Here is a 16,358-nt window from a genome sequence, read left to right as displayed (position 1 = left end):
TATACTAAATCAGAGTCTCTATTTAACTTGTACACTTTTTATTCTAGGCCCAAATAATAATCACAATAAACAGAAATTCGCTCACTATTATCACTACTTAATTCCTCAGCCATACTTTCAAATCGATATGCCATTTTGTGACCCCCAGCTATATTTTATCCATTAATAATAACACAAATTCATATTAATGTATCATTAAAACCTTAGTTTATTCTTAATATATTCTTGGAACACGTTCCGAAATTAAACAAGTTACCTCATAATGGATTGTTCCAACTTGATCTGCGACGTCTTGTACCCTGATTTCTTTTTGGCCTTTTTTTCCTATCAAAATTACAGTTGTTCCCACCGCCATTTTCCAAGGAACTTTAACCATGATTTGATCCATACAAACCCTACCAATAATTTCACAAAAATGATCAGCAATCAATATTTTAAATCCTTGCATTTTTCTTAACCAACCATCTGCGTAACCAATCGGAATTGTTGCAATCCATTCATCTTCTTTTGCAGTATATGTCTTACCATATCCGACCGAGTCATTCTTCTTAATTTTCTTAATAGCCGCAACCTCGCTCAAAAGACTAATCGCTGGTTTAAATTCAGAAGGAATACTTAATTCATCGCTTGAAGGATTCAAACCATACATTGTTATCCCAAACCGAATTGTATTACCCCCACACTCCTTATGCCAGATTGACGCTGCTGAATTCGCTACATGCACATATTCAGGCAGCTCCTCTAAACAAGAAATAAGCTCATTGAACTCAGCAATCTGCTTTTCATAATAATCAACTGCCACTTTTTCACCAGAATCGGCCGTTGAAAAGTGTGTGAAGATACCTTCAAAATTAAATTCTGTAGAGTGTTGCTTTATAAAATCAGCTGCTTCCCTTAATTCTTTCTGTGTCCGAAAGCCAATTCTTCCCATCCCTGTATCTAATGCTAGATGAACAGATAATTGCTGCTTTTCAGTGCTTAATACAACCTGCGCTTTCTTCAAAAAATCAATATCCCCGACTGTTGCTGAAATATTATTTTTCGCCATTAACGACGCGTATTCAAACGGATTAACTCCGAGTACCAAAATCAGTTCATTAAGTCCTGCTTTCCGCAACGCCAAGGCTTCATCAATTATTGCAACACAATACCCAGCAACACCAACTTCATGTGCAGCCTTCGCAACTTCAATAATTCCGTGTCCATATGCATTTGCTTTAACAACAGCAAAAATATTTTGCTTATTTGCTAACTGCTTTTTTTCAACCACTATATTATGTTTAATCGCACTCAAATCAACTTTTGCATAAGTCTTTCGATGAATACCTACAACCATTTTTATAACTTCCCTTACAATTAATTGCTTTCTAAAATAACCTCTGTCATTACCAACCTATCAGTATGTGAAATCGATATATGTGCCTTCCCATTTCTTAACGGCTGCTTTGTAACAACTGGTCTGCCACTTTTTTGATCGTTCAAAATTTCTACTTCTTGGAATCCTACTTTTTTCCCTATTCCTGTTCCATAGGCCTTACTATATGACTCCTTAGCAGAAAAACGTCCAGCTAAATATTCATTTTCCCTCTGGTTACTCATCTTCTCAAAACATTCGAGCTCTGCGGCAGTCAAAATCTTGGCAGCAAAACCTTGGTGGCGCGCCTGAGCTTTCTGAATACGAGTAATCTCAGTTATGTCTATTCCAATTCCTTGAATCACTCCACTCATCCTTTTATCAATCTTTGTACAGCCTACTTCTTCCGCTTTTTATGTCAATTATCTTACCACAACTTCTTGATGCACAAAAGAAGACATCTACTTAATACACCTCGAACTATATCTTATTTTACTACTATAAATTATGCATGAACTATTTGAATCAAAATTAGTTACAAAGAACACAAAAAAGGGCTGGAACAAAATTTAACTTTTGATCCAGTCCCTCTATTTATTACGAATAAACGTGTTCCATAAGTCAAAATTCTCCGTCTAACTAGAAATTTTCCCGACTTATGGCACACTCCCCTATAATTACGGCTACTATAACTAAGAACTACTTAGCCTTCCTTAGTTCTAATAGTAAATTTTCTTTTCTTTTTACTATCTCGATTGAATTTATCTCGATTTTGATCTTTTTTTGGTTTACGCCCATTATTACTCTTATGGTTACCTGATTTATTTTCTCTTCTTTGATAACCGCCCTTACCACTTCTCCGATTACGATCATAATGGTTAGAAGATGCTTTCTTATGCCTTGGTAATGGTCGCTCAGGAGTAATCTTAACTGGAACCTCAACTGCAGCATCCTTTGTCATTTCATTCAACAATGCAGCAACTAAATCTTGAGTGTCATATTTTGCTAACAACTCATTGATTTGTTTTTCAAACTTCTTTGCATCGGTCTTCTTAACAAGTTCATCAATGTCATCAATTGCCGAAGTAATTTGTCCATTGAATGCTTCTTGATCCGTAGGTGGCTTCAGGTTTCCCATGCGTTTCTTTGTCAAATTCTCGATAACGCGTAAATAGTCCATTTCATTTGGTGTGACAAAAGTAACTGAAACACCATGATGTCCTGCTCGACCAGTACGGCCAATTCGATGGACATAACTCTCTGGGTCTTGTGGAATATCATAATTATAGACATGAGTAACACCAGAAATATCAAGACCTCGTGCTGCCACATCAGTAGCAACTAGGATATCAAGCTTACCTGCCTTGAACTGCTTAAGAATACTCATACGACGTTGTTGTGACAAGTCTCCGTGAATTCCCTTAGCATTGTAGCCACGAGCTTCCAATCCCTTTGAAAGTTCATCAACACGTCTCTTAGTTCTACCAAACACAATTGTCAGCTCTGGTGCTTGGACATCAAAAATTTTCGTCATTACATCGAACTTTTCAAAATCACGTGCACGGACATAATATTGATCTACTAAGTCAGTAGTTAATTCTTTGCCCTTAATCTTAACAATACTTGGCTTTTGCATAAACCTTTCACCAATTTTTAAGATTGCAGTGGGCATAGTTGCAGAAAATAGCAATGTCTGACGTTTTTCAGGAATTGCCTTAATAATACTCTCAATATCTTCTACAAATCCCATATCAAGCATTTCATCGGCTTCATCAAGCACCATCATATTGACAGAGTCAAGCTTGACAGTTCTTCTTCTAATATGATCTAACAAACGCCCAGGTGTTCCCACCAAAATCTGTGGTGCCTTCTTTAATGAATTAATCTGGCGACGAATATCCGCACCACCGTATACAACTTGAACCTTTGCATGTTCATCACGACCTAGACGATATAGCTCTTCTTGTGTTTGAATTGCCAACTCACGAGTAGGCGACACAATTACTGCCTGTATTTCATTTTTCTTTGTATCAATTTTATTTAAAATTGGCAATCCAAAAGCAGCAGTTTTCCCTGTACCTGTCTGAGCTTGTCCAATAACATCCCCACCCTTTAAAACCAATGGAATTGTTTCTGCCTGGATAGGTGTTGCTTCCTCAAACCCGCTACGGTTTATTGCCTTTAAGATGTTTTCTGAAAGGCCAAGTTCTGTAAATTTCAAAAATTATTTCCTCCTGTTTTATTAAAAACTATTCTTCAACATTAACTTCTCTAATACATTCTCCAAGTGAACTCCATGACTGCCCTTTAACAATACTGAGTCACCGGCCGAAATTTTACTTTGTAAAGCTGCAACCAAATTTTGCTTGTCGGTTGCCTTATACAAGCGAAGATGTTCTTCGTCAAATTTTGATGCTAGTTTTGTAGCCAAATATCCTACTTCTTCCCCACAGAGATACACACTATCAATTTTATCTGGATCAATAACTTCAGCTAAGTTTTCATGCATTTCCTTTGAATTGTCTCCGAGTTGCAACATGTCACCGATTACTGCAATCCTTTTCCCATCTGTTGCCGAATTTGAGAAGGCTATTATAACCAACTTTGCAGCTGATGGGTTGGAATTATACACATCACTTAAAATCCGCTCACCCTTTGCCCCTTGTAACCACTGAGTTCTATTTTTGGTCAAATCAAAAGACCTGAGTGCTTTTTTCATCTCCTCAACAGGTATTCTGAAAAATTCCCCTACACTCAGTGCTGCTAGAGCATTCGTTGCGTTATATGATCCAATCATTGGAATTACAAAATTCTCATTCTCCCACTGTGCTACCCTAAAACTCGTCTCTTTATCATTGCTTACGACATTAAGTGCACGTAAATTAACATTATCTGAAGTTCCAAAAGTAGTCGTTTCCTGCCCTATCTCCTTAGTTCTCTGGACAAGTAAAGGTTCATCACCATTATAGATAAGCACCCCATCTTCTTTTAAGCCATGGGTTATCTCCATTTTTGCATCAGCAATCTTGTCTCTTGTTCCAAAAAACTCAATGTGTGCCTCACCAATCATGGTAATAACTGCAATATCAGGTTCAACAAGGCGACTAAGTTTATCCAGTTCGCCAAAGTGGTCCATACCCATCTCAATAACCAAAGCTTCAGTATTTGGTTCCATTGATAACACTGTCATTGGAACTCCAATAAAATTATTGAAATTGTCATGTGTTTTTTGTACATTAAACCTTCTTCCAAGGATAGCAGCTACCATATCCTTAGTCGTAGTCTTACCATTACTCCCAGTAATAGCGACAACTTTGGGATTTATTTTCTGAAGATAATAATGCGCAATTTTTTGCAGTGCTTGCAAGCTATCAGGAACAACCAATTTAGGAATTGAAACTATGCTCTCATCATGACCTTCTTGCCATAATGTTGCAACGGCTCCGCTATTAATTGCATTTTCGATATAATCATGCCCATCATGTTCCGCAACTAGTGGTATAAATAGCGCACCTTGTTCAAGCGAGCGAGTATCAAAAGAGACACTTGTGACAACTATCTCTTCCCATTCTTCTTTCGGTTCAACCTGTAGAGCTTTCGCAATTTCCGCTAATCGCATCTTCATGTAAATTTCTTCCCTTCATGACATGCTGTCTGAAAGCCAATCTCTCAGCTTCATCTCACTAATATACACAGCATCTCCATTAAAATTGTCCTATGCTATTGTATCACAAAAACTAAAATATCTTAAATTAAACACAAAACAAGACAGAAATTATTTATTGGTTTCTAATACTCTCATCATCTGAGTACTTTTTCACTACTCTGCCAACAAAATATTTCTGTCTTCCTAGTATTAAAGAACTTCGTTAAACGATAAATGATTATAAATTCAAGCTATCTTCAAGTAGCTCTGGTGCCAAAATTTTTAATTTCCACTCTGCAGTGTTCAAGTAGTATTTTAATTCACCAACAAGTTTTGATTTTTCAATCAGCATTGTGGGCTCATGCCACTTTAATTGATACACGGAATCCGGTGCTAGAAAAAAAGGAACTGTCAATTCTTGTCCTTTTATTTGAATTTCGCCAAAGTCAAATACTGTTCCACATACCAATAAAGAATCAATCTCTTTGATAATTGCAGTCTCAAGCGTTTGAAAACGATGACGTGATCTTAAAAAGGGCTTTCTTTCACGATAGGTACTTGCCAACTTATTAGTTAGACACACCGCTAAGATTTGATAGAAACGTGGCAGATATCGATAGTATAACTTTTTTGCACCATTGGGTAAAGTTAAATATACATAATTATTTTGTAATTTATAATAAAAAGGAGACTTAAGATGCGTATACGCATGCCCCAAATATAATAATTCGGCGACTTCATGTGGTGTTAACGATTCCAGATCATTAACTTCATCAAAATCTATCCAGTCAATATTAGGATTCGAATTTTGCAACAGAAATTTCTGTGCGTTATCTTCTTCGAGATACATGTTAAATCCCGAATAAATATCTATCTCTTGATTAGGGTCTACATTCCCTAGTGATAACAAATTCTGTGGCTTAGTCTTTACGCCTCTAAAAAAATCTAAATTTGAAATCCCATATGTTAATGTTAAATGCGATACCTTTTCAATGTGCACATATATAAGGTTATTACGCATCATCAATCCTCTATTCTATTTAAAATAATTATCACATTTTTTTCAATCGTTTAATCCGCTCTTCGGTTGAAGGATGCGTATCAAATAAATGTGTCCAAGAACTGTCTTTGAATGGATTAGAAATGTATAGCGATGAACTACTAGGATCAGCCGATTGCATTGGTTCACTATTTGAAATCTTCTCTAATGCACTTATCAGCCCTTGAGGATTACGTGTTAATTCAACTCCAGAAGCATCAGCAAGAAATTCGCGATTACGCGACAAGGCCATCTGCGCCAGCGATGCAGCTAAAGGACCTAGTACCAAAATGACAATTGATAAAACCAAAACAAGCCAACCACCATTACTTTCGTTGTCACGCTTACGACCTCCACCCCACCAAAATGAATTATATCCAATATTAACCAAGATTGAAATCACGGATACAAGCGCCAACGCTGTCGTCTGCAAACGAATATCATAATTACGAATATGAGATACTTCATGGGCAACAACCCCCTCAAGCTCCTCGCGATTCAAACGAGTTAGTAGCCCTTGAGTTACCGCAACTGCAGAATGCTCAGGGTCTCGTCCCGTTGCAAATGCATTAGGACTCTCGTCATTAATAGTAAATACTCGCGGCATTGGAATTTTGCCTACAAGTGCCATATCTTCAATTATGTGCCAAAGTTCTGGAAAGTCACTTTCCTGCTTGATCTCAACCGCATTATTCATTCCCATCACTATATCCGTCGATCGTGCCAACATCGAAAACATGTAAAAGGCCCCAATGACAGCAGCCATTAAAACACCTGCGACTGAACTATTGAAAAAAACATAACCAATTGCTGCTCCAATAAGAATTACTAATAAGAAAAAGGCGATCATGACATAAACTGTTCGCCTTTTATTGCGTGCTATTTGCTGAAATAACATCTTCAAAACCCCTTCAACAAAGTTTTATTCAAAAGATACTTTTGGTGCATTTTTTTCTTCAGATGGAACTTCCAAATAATCAACTTTTGTTAACCCATGTATCCTTGCAACAAAGTTAGATGGAAAAGTCATTAATTTTTGATTGAATGAAGCAGCGGATGAATTAAACAACTGACGCGAATATGCTATCTTGTTCTCAGTATTACTTAATTCTTCCATCAATTTCGCAAATTCTTGGTTAGCTTTCAAATCTGGATAACTCTCAGCTAATGCAAAAATTGACTTTAAAGAACTAGAAAGCTGATTTGACAGCTCCATTTTTTCCTCATGTGCATCAGCTGGTAATTGTACCATTTGATTACGTAACTCAACAACCTTTGCAAATGTCTCACGTTCATGTTTGGCATAACCTTTGGTAGTTTCAACAAGATTTGGAATCAGGTCGTTTCTACGCTTGAGCTGAACATCAATTTGACTCCAAGATTCCTCTGTATAAACTTTTGCAGTCTGTAGCCCATTATAAAGAGCAACATACCCAAAGACAACTAAAGCAACAATTATGATAATTATAATCCAAGCCATTATAAATTCCTCCACTGTTTATTATTGAGAATAAGGATAAGCTACATAAAAATTATTGAACTAGTAACTATACTTTTCTTCTACTTATCATGAAAAAAGTTCACTAATACAAGACACTTCAACTCAATAGCCGCAAACAAAACTCCCAATAAGATATCTTAAGTCAATCATAGCAAATTTAATTGCTATTATAAAGCCGATTACATTATAATTTGAAAATTATTAAAATTTAGTTTCAGATTGCTAATCATTATTCTAGAATGTCTTTCAATAATTACAACTACCAAACCGTAACTAAATGCATGCTGAATCTTATTATTATTTTTCAGAAAAAAGAGTGTGATGTAAGTGAGGTGCCTTATAAACCTTGAACATGCAAGTCAAGTTTTGGAGGTACTTTTTTGACACGTAATTATACCTACAGAGTTAAGCTGAAAGTCGTTAAAGAATTATGAAACATATTTATTCTGAATAAAAAAGTAAGCCATAACAAAATTGTTATAGCTTACTAACAGGTACCATTAATTAAATGATAGTAGGGTCATTCCACAATGAACACCTACAGACACACTGGAAATCCGCCAGTATTTGTGTCCCTTTCGAAAAAAATCACTAGCCGCCGCAGCGGAACGAATAAATTCGTCTGATTACTTCGACTCATCGCATGAAGTAAACTATACTCTCTTATCCTAAATAAGTCAACTATAGTTTTTTGTTCATTCTATGATGTGGAATTCCTGCATCCAAAAAACCATCTCCGACAACATTGAATCCTAATTTAGAATAAAATTCCTGTGCTTGGTCTTGAGCTCCTAATGTTAAATAAGGAATTTTGTCATCCACTGCGATTTCCTCAATACACTTCATTATTTCCTTTGCATATCCTTTATGACGCTGATTATTCAAAGTAGCCACCCTCTGGATATGCCATGCCCCATCATCTTCCACAATAGTTCTAGCAGTCACTACAGCTTGGCTTTCTATGTATCCAACATAATGCATAGCACTTCCTTCAGCATCAACCTCTAGTTTTTCAGGTACTCCTTGTTCTGACACAAACACTTCTTTACGAATTGCTAGTGCATCTTGATAAACTTTAGATGTTAAATCATTGGTCCTATAAAAGGCAATCATTTATTTCACAGCCTCCTTTATATCTCATTAATAATCATTTTACATGAATAATCTCTGCAAGAAAAGATATTAATTAATTACAATGTTACTCGAATTTTTTTATCTTTTTTTGAATTTTGTTCATGATTGAACTAAAATGTAATTGTGGAATGAATTCCATGTGTGGATTCCAACAAAAAGAGGCGATTACAATGTCAAAGAAGTTGAGTAAAGAAGAAAAGAAAGCATTGGCTCGCAAAGCTCTAGAGGACCGCGCAAAGCATCCTGCAAAAAAGGAAGGCTCCGGTTTTGCACGACTTGATGCTGATGCAAAGAAGTTTGAAAGGTAACCTGTTATAATCTTTTAAACTGTTTTTTATCGTCAATTAGAATAATAAAACAAAAAGGGAACCGCAATAATCGTTTTGCAGTCCCCTTTTTGTTAATAATTATATATCAGTAGTCAATAATCTTTAGCACACCTTTTCTAGTGACTTACGTCGGCACTAAAGTACCGAGCTTCTAGGAACAAGCATAACTTATCTCATACATTTCAGTATTCGACAGCAGTTTACTCTATTTTACTAAGGTTTAGCCCAAACCATTGTGTTGCTTTATATTTTAGTTCTAGCTCTTAATTCCAATCTAGTAAGTATATTCTAGCTTGGTTTTCGCTATTCATACTTTATTTGATTATATATAATCTAATTAATTTTAGCAATAAATTATTAAGTTTTCTTAGACTTAAAACTATAAAATTATTTGCTAATTCTTAATTATTCAAAATCCAGAAGAAGAGCAAGAATACAAAGAATAAAGCATACATGATTGGATGAACTTCTTTTCCCCGTTTAGCAGCTATCATCGTAATCGGATATGCAATCACGCCAAGTGCTAATCCATCTGAAATGCTGTACGTCAACGGCATCCCTAATAAGATTAAAAACGACGGAATTGCAATTTCCATTTTGTCCCATTCAACTTTCTTCATGTTTTGCGCCATTAATACACCTACAATAATCAAAGCAGGTGCAGTTACTTGATTTGTAACAACACTCAAAAGTGGTGAAAAGAACATCCCAAAAATGAATAAGATTCCTGTAACGACAGCTGTTAGTCCAGAACGGCCTCCAACAGCAATCCCTGCTGATGATTCTACGTAAGCTCCTACAGGCGATGTTCCTAACAATGCTCCAGCAGTCATCGCGGTTGAGTCAGACAATAAAGCCTTACCCACTCTTGGCATCTTATTGTCTTTCATGAAACCAGCCTGTTGTGCTAATCCCACCAAAGTACCTGCTGTATCGAAGAAGGTAACTAATAAGAAAGTTAATACAACTACGACTAGCTGCAGTGAATTAATACTTCCAATATGTTGTACGGCTACTAAAAAAGTTGGTTTCAAACTTGGAGCACCAGAAACTACAGAGCTTGGCAATTTAATCATCCCTGTAATCATACCTAAAATAGCAGTTGCGGCCATCCCGATAAAGATATTGCCTGGAACACGACGTACCAATAAAATTGCGGTTATCATAAGTCCAAAAATGGTTAACCAAGTTGTCCCAGAAAAACTTCCTAAAGCAACTAATGTAGATTTATCTGCAACGATAATTCCACCATCTTCCAAACCAATAAATGCAATAAACAAACCAATCCCCGCTGAAATTGCATATTTCAAGTTAGCAGGAATTGCATCAATAATTAATTCACGCAATTTGAAAATTGTAATTAATAAAAAGATAATTGAAGCTATCAAAACTCCAGCCAAGGCTGTTTGCCAAGGTACTTTCATTCCAATACAAACTGAATAAGTGAAAAAAGCATTAATTCCAAGTGCGGGAGCCGTAGCAATCGGATATTTTGCATACAACCCCATTAAAATACATCCAATTGCACTTGCGATGGCGGTTGCTGTAAAAACAGCACCCTTATCCATTCCTGAATCGCCTAAAACACTAGGATTAACAAAAAGAATATACGCCATTGAAATAAATGTTGTAAATCCGGCCAATAATTCACGCCCAATAGTCGACCCTAATTCATTAATTTGAAAATAAGATTCGATTTTCTCTTTCAAAATACTTACTCCTTTTTTACGAACATTGAAATTCGTATTTTAATATAAAACCCGCTTATTAATATACTACAATGTAAAAAAAATGTAAATACGAATATCATCCAACCATAATGTTCGTGTTCCACTCAAAAGGTCGTGTTAATAAACGACTGAAATTTTTGAATTCTAACTTTATTTTATGGGCCACGATTATCTGGCGCAACAGAAAATACTGAATAAAATATAGAGACAAAAAAAGAGCCCTAACCTCCCACGAGATTACGACATCTTCCTTACTTATTGTCGGCACTAAAGTACCGAGCTTCTAGGAACAAGCATAACTTATCTCATACATTTCAGTATTCGACAGCAGTTTACTCTATTTTACTAAGGTTTAGCCCAAACCATTGTGTTGCTTTATATTTTAGTTCTAGCTCTTAATTCCAATCTAGTAAGTATATTCTAGCTTGGTTTTCGCTATTCATACTTTATTTGATTATATACCATCTAATTCATCTTAGCAGTAAATTACTAAGTTTTCTTAGACTTAAAACTATAAAAAATTAGTCTTCTTTATTTGCAAAACCATATTTTTTGTTGAAACGATCCACACGTCCGTCTGCTTGTGTAAACTTCTGACGTCCCGTGTAGAATGGATGTGAATCACTTGAAATTTCAACACGAATTAATGGGTATGTGTTTCCATCTTCCCATTCAATCGTTTCTGCTGAATTCTTAGTTGAACCCGAAGTAAACTTATATCCTGTAGATGAATCTAAGAAAACAACTTTATGATAATCTGGATGGATTCCTGGTCTCATTTTATACTCTCCTTTGCCCTGACCCATTTGCTGTGTCAGAGTTAATCTTTTTACGTACAACACCAAGTATTCTAACATGAATACAAGACGAGGTCAAAAGTTATATTTTGCTCCAGTCTATATTTAGTTAGGATAAACATGCTGCATATGTCAAAATTCTCCATTAACTCCACATTACTCATAGTTTCGAGTTGGTTCTCAAATTTTGCTGATTTTGTACTGTCTATTTTTTTTGTGGTAAATTGCTATTTATTTCGTTAATAAAGGTCTCATTATCTTTTGTCTTTTTTAAAGCCACAATAACATGTTCAGTCTGTTTAGCAATATCACCATTCAAATCCTTGCGTAATTTCCACATAAAATTCATTTTTTCCTCAGAAAGCAGTAGCTCTTCCTTGCGCGTTCCCGATTTTTTTAAATCGACAGCTGGGAAAATACGTCTTTCTGCTAAATCTCTGGCCAATTGAATTTCCTGGTTGCCTGTTCCTTTAAACTCTTCATATATGACATCATCCATCCTGCTGCCAGTATCAACAAGTGAAGTTGCTAAAATTGTTAAACTGCCGCCTTCTTCGATATTTCGAGCAGCTCCAAAAAATTTCTTAGGTTTGAATAAAGCTGCCGGATCAATTCCACCTGAGAGCGTTCGTCCACTTGGAGGAACTACTAAATTATATGCTCTAGCTAATCTTGTTAATGAATCCAACAAAATGACAACATCTTGTTTATCCTCCACTAATCTCATGGCACGCTCTAAAACAAGTTCTGAAACTCTTACATGATTTTCCGGTTTCTGATCAAAAGTTGAATAAACAATCTCGCCATCTACTGTCCTTTCAAGATCTGTAACTTCTTCGGGGCGCTCATCGATTAATAATACAATCAGCTTAACTTCCGGAAAGTTTTGTGTAATTCCATTAGCAATTGCCTTCAACAAACTTGTCTTCCCAGCTTTTGGGGGTGCAACAATCAGGCCACGCTGACCAAAACCAATTGGTGCAAATAAATCTAAAATTCTGGTAGACAAGACTCCTTGCGTCGTTTCAAGCTTCAATTGTCTGGTTGGATACAAGGCCGTCAATGCAGGAAAATGGGGTCTTTCTTTTGCCTCTTCAGGATGCTTTCCATTAACACTGTCAACATGCATCATTCCGTAATAACGTTCATTTGGTTTTGGTTGTCTAACTTTCCCCGCAACTAAATCACCATTGCGTAAACCAAAGCGTCTAATTTGTGATGAGGAGATGTAAATATCTTCTTGAGATGAGCCATAGTTAATAGGACGCAAAAAACCAAAACCATCTTGCTGAGTTGTTATATCCAGAACGCCTGACATGTAATAGAAGCCTTGTTCCTGTGCCTGCGCCCTGATAATTGCCAAAGACAGTTCTTTTTTATTCATCTGACTGTAATAAGGAATTTTAAAATCACGAGCATATGAGTAAATTTCTTTTAAATTTTTAATTTTTAAATCAACTAATGTTAGATTCTTCGTAGTCTTTTCTCCTCAATTATCACTAATTTGCTTGTTATTATGCTTCGCTTATTCGTCAATTATTTTAATTTCAACATCCAAATCTCTTAGCTTCTCAATAATACGTTCATAGCCTCGCAAAATATTATCCGCGTGTGTGATAGTCGTGACACCCTTGGACATCAGCGCCAATCCCACCAACGAGACACCTGCTCTAATCTCACTCGCTTTGACGGTTGCACCACGTAAATTATCAGAATGTCCAACAGTAATTATTCCATCCCGGCTTGATATTGCAGCTCCCATTTTTTGCATTTCAGCAATGTGTTTAATACGTTCAGGATATAACGTATCAATGATTTTACTTTCTCCATTTGCTCTCATCAGCAATGGTGTTATTGGTTGTTGCAAATCTGTTGCAAATCCAGGAAAAGGTGAGGTTTTAACAGTTACCGGGCTTAAATTATCGCCGCCTTTTACGTAGATACTATCTTCATTAACTTCTAAGTAAATCCCCATTTCAACAAGTTTAGCAATAAAGGGTTCTAAATGTTCAGTAATAACGTTCTTTACCAGTACACCATCTCCATTTGCAGCAGCAAACGCCAAATAAGTCCCCGCTTCAATCCTATCTGGGATAATCGTATGTGTATTTGTAGCTTTTAGACTCGAAACACCTTTTATTCGGATTACATCGGTTCCTGCCCCACGAATTTGAGCACCCATATTATTTAAGAAAGTCGCTAAATCCACTATTTCAGGTTCTTTTGCCGCATTCTCAATAATAGTTGTACCGCTTGCTCTAACTGTAGCCAAAAGAACATTAATCGTTGCACCAACAGAAACGATATCAAAAAATATTCGTGCACCTTGTAATCCATTTTCTCCAGTTTTAATTCTTACTGCATCATTTTCTTCAACCACTTGTGCCCCAAGCGCCTTAAATCCTTTAATATGCTGATCAATTGGTCTTGGCCCAATATTGTCTCCACCAGGAAAACCAACAATTGCCTCACCAAACTTGCCTAGGAGCGCGCCCATAAAATAATAGGAAGCACGTAAACTCTTAATCGCCCCACCTGGTAATGGTACACTTTTTATTTGTGTAGGGTCTATTTCTAATTCACCTTTATCAAATACCGATTTAACATTCATTGATTCTAGGATTAACATCAAATTATGAACATCTAAAATATCTGGGACTGAATCAAATTTAACCGGTGTATCTGCTAAAATTGCAGCCGGTATGAGGGCAACTGTACTATTTTTTGCTCCGCCGATTGTGACCTTGCCTGACAGTTTTTGCCCTCCTCTAATAATCATTTTTTTCATTTTTTTTAAAATCTCCACTCGATTATCAAGTCAATATAATATAATACGCAATTAGATGCCTCCGTATTTTTGGTACTACAATATTTGGCACAAAAAGCATCTCTTTTCATATTACAAGATAGGCAGACAGGTTTCAATTAAAAAAGACTTAATTTAAGAAATTTATTTTCCTATCCTTCGAAAAAAATAATTAGTTCTCATTTTACACATCGTACTTGTTTCTTTGACTATCTTAATTACATAAAAAATTTAATTTCAGAAGTCATATAATTATTTTCACATATTGCAAAAAAACAAGTGATTACCTTAAATAACAACTCTACGATAATCACTTGTCTTACACTATTTTAATTACTAAAATTTTTATTTAGCACTTGCAACTACAAAAGCCTGAAATAGTCCTTCAGGTCTTTGGGGCCGTGAAAGAAATTCAGGATGGTACTGTGCAGCCACAAAGAACTTGTGCTCACTTAACTCAACAACTTCAACCAAATGATTGTCAGGGGAAGTCCCCGCAAATGTCAATCCATTTTCAGTAAATGACTTTCGATATTCATTGTTAAATTCATAGCGATGACGATGGCGTTCTTGAATTACTTCTTGATTGCCATAAGCTGCAGCAGCAACTGAACCCTGTTTTAGCTTACATGGATACAGCCCTAGCCGTTGAGTGCCCCCCATTTCTTCAACGTCTTCTTGATCAGCCATTAAGTCAATAATTTTATTCGAACACTTAGAGTCAACTTCTGTCGTGTTTGCATCTGCAAGTCCCACAATATTACGAGCAAATTCGATGCAAGCCATTTGCATTCCTAAACATATTCCTAAGAATGGCACATTATTTTCACGAGCATACTTGATTGACTCAATCATCCCCTCAAGCCCTCGATCTCCGAATCCACCGGGTACAACAATACCGTCATATGGGCTTAATTCTGTTATAACGTTTTCAGCATTCAATTTTTCTGAATCAAATAGTACCACTTCAACATCTGCATTTATTGTATACCCAGCATGTTTCAAAGCTTCAGCAACTGAAATATAAGCATCAGGTAGTTTTACATATTTTCCGACTATAGCAATTTTCACTGAACGATCAAGATGTTTAACTTTATTGGTTAGTTCTTCCCATTTACACATATCTGACTCTGGAGATTCAATGTGAAGCAACTTGCAAACAAAATCATCCATATGCTGTGCCTTCAAATTCAATGGAACCTCATATAAAGTTTCAACATCCATCGACTCAATCACAGCTTCAGGTTCAACATCACAAAAGCTTGCAATTTTATTACGCATACTCTCAGAAATATGTTGTTCAGTTCTCACCACCAAAATATTTGGTTGAATTCCTAGACCACGAAGTTCTTTAACACTGTGTTGTGTTGGCTTTGTCTTCATTTCCCCAGCTGCTCTAAGATATGGTACTAAAGTTGTGTGAATATAGACAACATTCTCACTGCCAACCTCGGCCTTCATTTGACGCAGTGCTTCTAAAAATGGCAGAGATTCAATGTCACCCACTGTTCCTCCAACTTCTGTAATGACAACATCAGCATTAGTAGTAGTTCCTGCACGCATGATTTTCTCTTTAATCATATTGGTAATATGTGGAATTACCTGGACAGTTGCTCCCAAATAATCACCCCGGCGTTCCTTACGGATAACCTCTGAATAAATCTTACCCGTCGTAACATTTGAATATTTGTTCAAATTAATATCAATAAACCGTTCATAATGTCCCAAATCCAAGTCCGCCTCAGTACCATCATCTGTTACAAAAACCTCTCCATGCTGGTAAGGACTCATCGTTCCAGGATCGACGTTGATGTAGGGATCGAATTTTTGAATCATGACTTTCAATCCCCTGTTTTTAAGCAGCCTTCCAAGAGATGCAGCAACAATTCCTTTTCCTAATGATGACACAACGCCACCTGTCACAAAAATATATTTGGTCATTAAAAATTCTCCTTTAAATATTTTTTCAGGGTAGACACGCAATTGATGCACCTATAAAAAATAAAATAACAAGCTCCCTAT

General features: G+C 36.3%; 14 protein-coding genes. 1 reads left to right on the top strand and 13 read right to left on the bottom strand.

Features of this window, described 5'->3' with window-relative positions:
* Positions 1-214: 214 nt before the first annotated feature.
* From alr to ABF682_RS09430, 8 genes are all read right to left on the bottom strand, one after another.
* Positions 215-1,336 (bottom strand): alanine racemase, encoded by a 1,122-nt coding sequence (gene alr / locus ABF682_RS09465; RefSeq protein WP_415619645.1) that lies wholly within the window; start codon positions 1,334-1,336, stop codon positions 215-217.
* A gap of 20 nt (positions 1,337-1,356) precedes the next feature.
* Entirely contained in the window at positions 1,357-1,719 is a 363-nt protein-coding gene (gene acpS / locus ABF682_RS09460) for a holo-ACP synthase (protein WP_415619644.1), read from the bottom strand.
* Between the two features lie 338 nt (positions 1,720-2,057).
* Positions 2,058-3,575: a DEAD/DEAH box helicase gene (locus tag ABF682_RS09455; RefSeq protein WP_289980335.1), complete on the bottom strand. Its 1,518-nt coding sequence runs from the start codon at positions 3,573-3,575 to the stop codon at positions 2,058-2,060.
* A gap of 21 nt (positions 3,576-3,596) precedes the next feature.
* Entirely contained in the window at positions 3,597-4,979 is a 1,383-nt protein-coding gene (locus ABF682_RS09450; protein ID WP_415619643.1) for a UDP-N-acetylmuramoyl-tripeptide--D-alanyl-D-alanine ligase, read from the bottom strand.
* A 259-nt stretch (positions 4,980-5,238) separates the two neighbouring features.
* Complete coding sequence (locus tag ABF682_RS09445; RefSeq protein WP_289980337.1) at positions 5,239-6,021, bottom strand: hypothetical protein; 783 nt, start codon at positions 6,019-6,021, stop codon at positions 5,239-5,241.
* A gap of 31 nt (positions 6,022-6,052) precedes the next feature.
* Complete coding sequence (gene htpX, locus ABF682_RS09440; RefSeq protein ID WP_415619642.1) at positions 6,053-6,937, bottom strand: zinc metalloprotease HtpX; 885 nt, start codon at positions 6,935-6,937, stop codon at positions 6,053-6,055.
* Between the two features lie 24 nt (positions 6,938-6,961).
* On the bottom strand, positions 6,962-7,519 hold the full coding sequence (locus ABF682_RS09435) for a LemA family protein (protein WP_289980341.1): 558 nt from the start codon (positions 7,517-7,519) through the stop codon (positions 6,962-6,964).
* A gap of 702 nt (positions 7,520-8,221) precedes the next feature.
* Positions 8,222-8,653, bottom strand: coding sequence for a GNAT family N-acetyltransferase (locus tag ABF682_RS09430; RefSeq protein ID WP_289980342.1), 432 nt, complete (start codon positions 8,651-8,653; stop codon positions 8,222-8,224).
* Positions 8,654-8,844: 191 nt separating this feature from the next.
* On the opposite strand from ABF682_RS09430, the gene ABF682_RS09425 reads away from it, so the two are divergent.
* Entirely contained in the window at positions 8,845-8,982 is a 138-nt protein-coding gene (locus tag ABF682_RS09425; protein ID WP_289980343.1) for a hypothetical protein, read from the top strand.
* Between the two features lie 422 nt (positions 8,983-9,404).
* Here the strand turns inward: ABF682_RS09425 and ABF682_RS09420 are convergent, their stop codons facing one another.
* The 5 genes from ABF682_RS09420 to ABF682_RS09400 form a co-directional block, all read right to left on the bottom strand.
* Positions 9,405-10,712, bottom strand: coding sequence for an NCS2 family permease (locus ABF682_RS09420; protein ID WP_415619641.1), 1,308 nt, complete (start codon positions 10,710-10,712; stop codon positions 9,405-9,407).
* A 542-nt stretch (positions 10,713-11,254) separates the two neighbouring features.
* Positions 11,255-11,512, bottom strand: coding sequence for a type B 50S ribosomal protein L31 (locus ABF682_RS09415; RefSeq protein WP_289980345.1), 258 nt, complete (start codon positions 11,510-11,512; stop codon positions 11,255-11,257).
* A gap of 223 nt (positions 11,513-11,735) precedes the next feature.
* Positions 11,736-12,977, bottom strand: a complete 1,242-nt coding sequence (rho, locus tag ABF682_RS09410) for a transcription termination factor Rho (protein ID WP_415619647.1) — start codon at positions 12,975-12,977, stop codon at positions 11,736-11,738.
* A 78-nt stretch (positions 12,978-13,055) separates the two neighbouring features.
* Entirely contained in the window at positions 13,056-14,318 is a 1,263-nt protein-coding gene (locus ABF682_RS09405; RefSeq protein ID WP_415619640.1) for a UDP-N-acetylglucosamine 1-carboxyvinyltransferase, read from the bottom strand.
* A gap of 363 nt (positions 14,319-14,681) precedes the next feature.
* Positions 14,682-16,277: a CTP synthase gene (locus ABF682_RS09400; protein ID WP_415619639.1), complete on the bottom strand. Its 1,596-nt coding sequence runs from the start codon at positions 16,275-16,277 to the stop codon at positions 14,682-14,684.
* Positions 16,278-16,358 lie beyond the last annotated feature (81 nt).

The sequence above is a fragment of the Liquorilactobacillus sp. genome (assembly GCF_047719775.1).
Classification (GTDB): domain Bacteria; phylum Bacillota; class Bacilli; order Lactobacillales; family Lactobacillaceae; genus Liquorilactobacillus.
Note: the sequence above shows the minus strand (reverse complement) of the source record. Positions and strands in the feature narration are given on the sequence as shown.

Bases quoted from the DNA above. Each gene is read 5' to 3' on its own strand.
- alr (WP_415619645.1), bottom strand. From the start codon at position 1,336: ATGGTTGTAGGTATTCATCGAAAGACTTATGCAAAAGTTGATTTGAGT.
- ABF682_RS09450 (WP_415619643.1), bottom strand. From the start codon at position 4,979: ATGAAGATGCGATTAGCGGAAATTGCGAAAGCTCTACAGGTTGAACCG.
- ABF682_RS09445 (WP_289980337.1), bottom strand. From the start codon at position 6,021: ATGCGTAATAACCTTATATATGTGCACATTGAAAAGGTATCGCATTTA.
- htpX (WP_415619642.1), bottom strand. From the start codon at position 6,937: ATGTTATTTCAGCAAATAGCACGCAATAAAAGGCGAACAGTTTATGTC.
- ABF682_RS09435 (WP_289980341.1), bottom strand. From the start codon at position 7,519: ATGGCTTGGATTATAATTATCATAATTGTTGCTTTAGTTGTCTTTGGG.
- ABF682_RS09430 (WP_289980342.1), bottom strand. From the start codon at position 8,653: ATGATTGCCTTTTATAGGACCAATGATTTAACATCTAAAGTTTATCAA.
- ABF682_RS09425 (WP_289980343.1), top strand. From the start codon at position 8,845: ATGTCAAAGAAGTTGAGTAAAGAAGAAAAGAAAGCATTGGCTCGCAAA.
- ABF682_RS09415 (WP_289980345.1), bottom strand. From the start codon at position 11,512: ATGAGACCAGGAATCCATCCAGATTATCATAAAGTTGTTTTCTTAGAT.
- ABF682_RS09405 (WP_415619640.1), bottom strand. From the start codon at position 14,318: ATGAAAAAAATGATTATTAGAGGAGGGCAAAAACTGTCAGGCAAGGTC.
- ABF682_RS09400 (WP_415619639.1), bottom strand. From the start codon at position 16,277: ATGACCAAATATATTTTTGTGACAGGTGGCGTTGTGTCATCATTAGGA.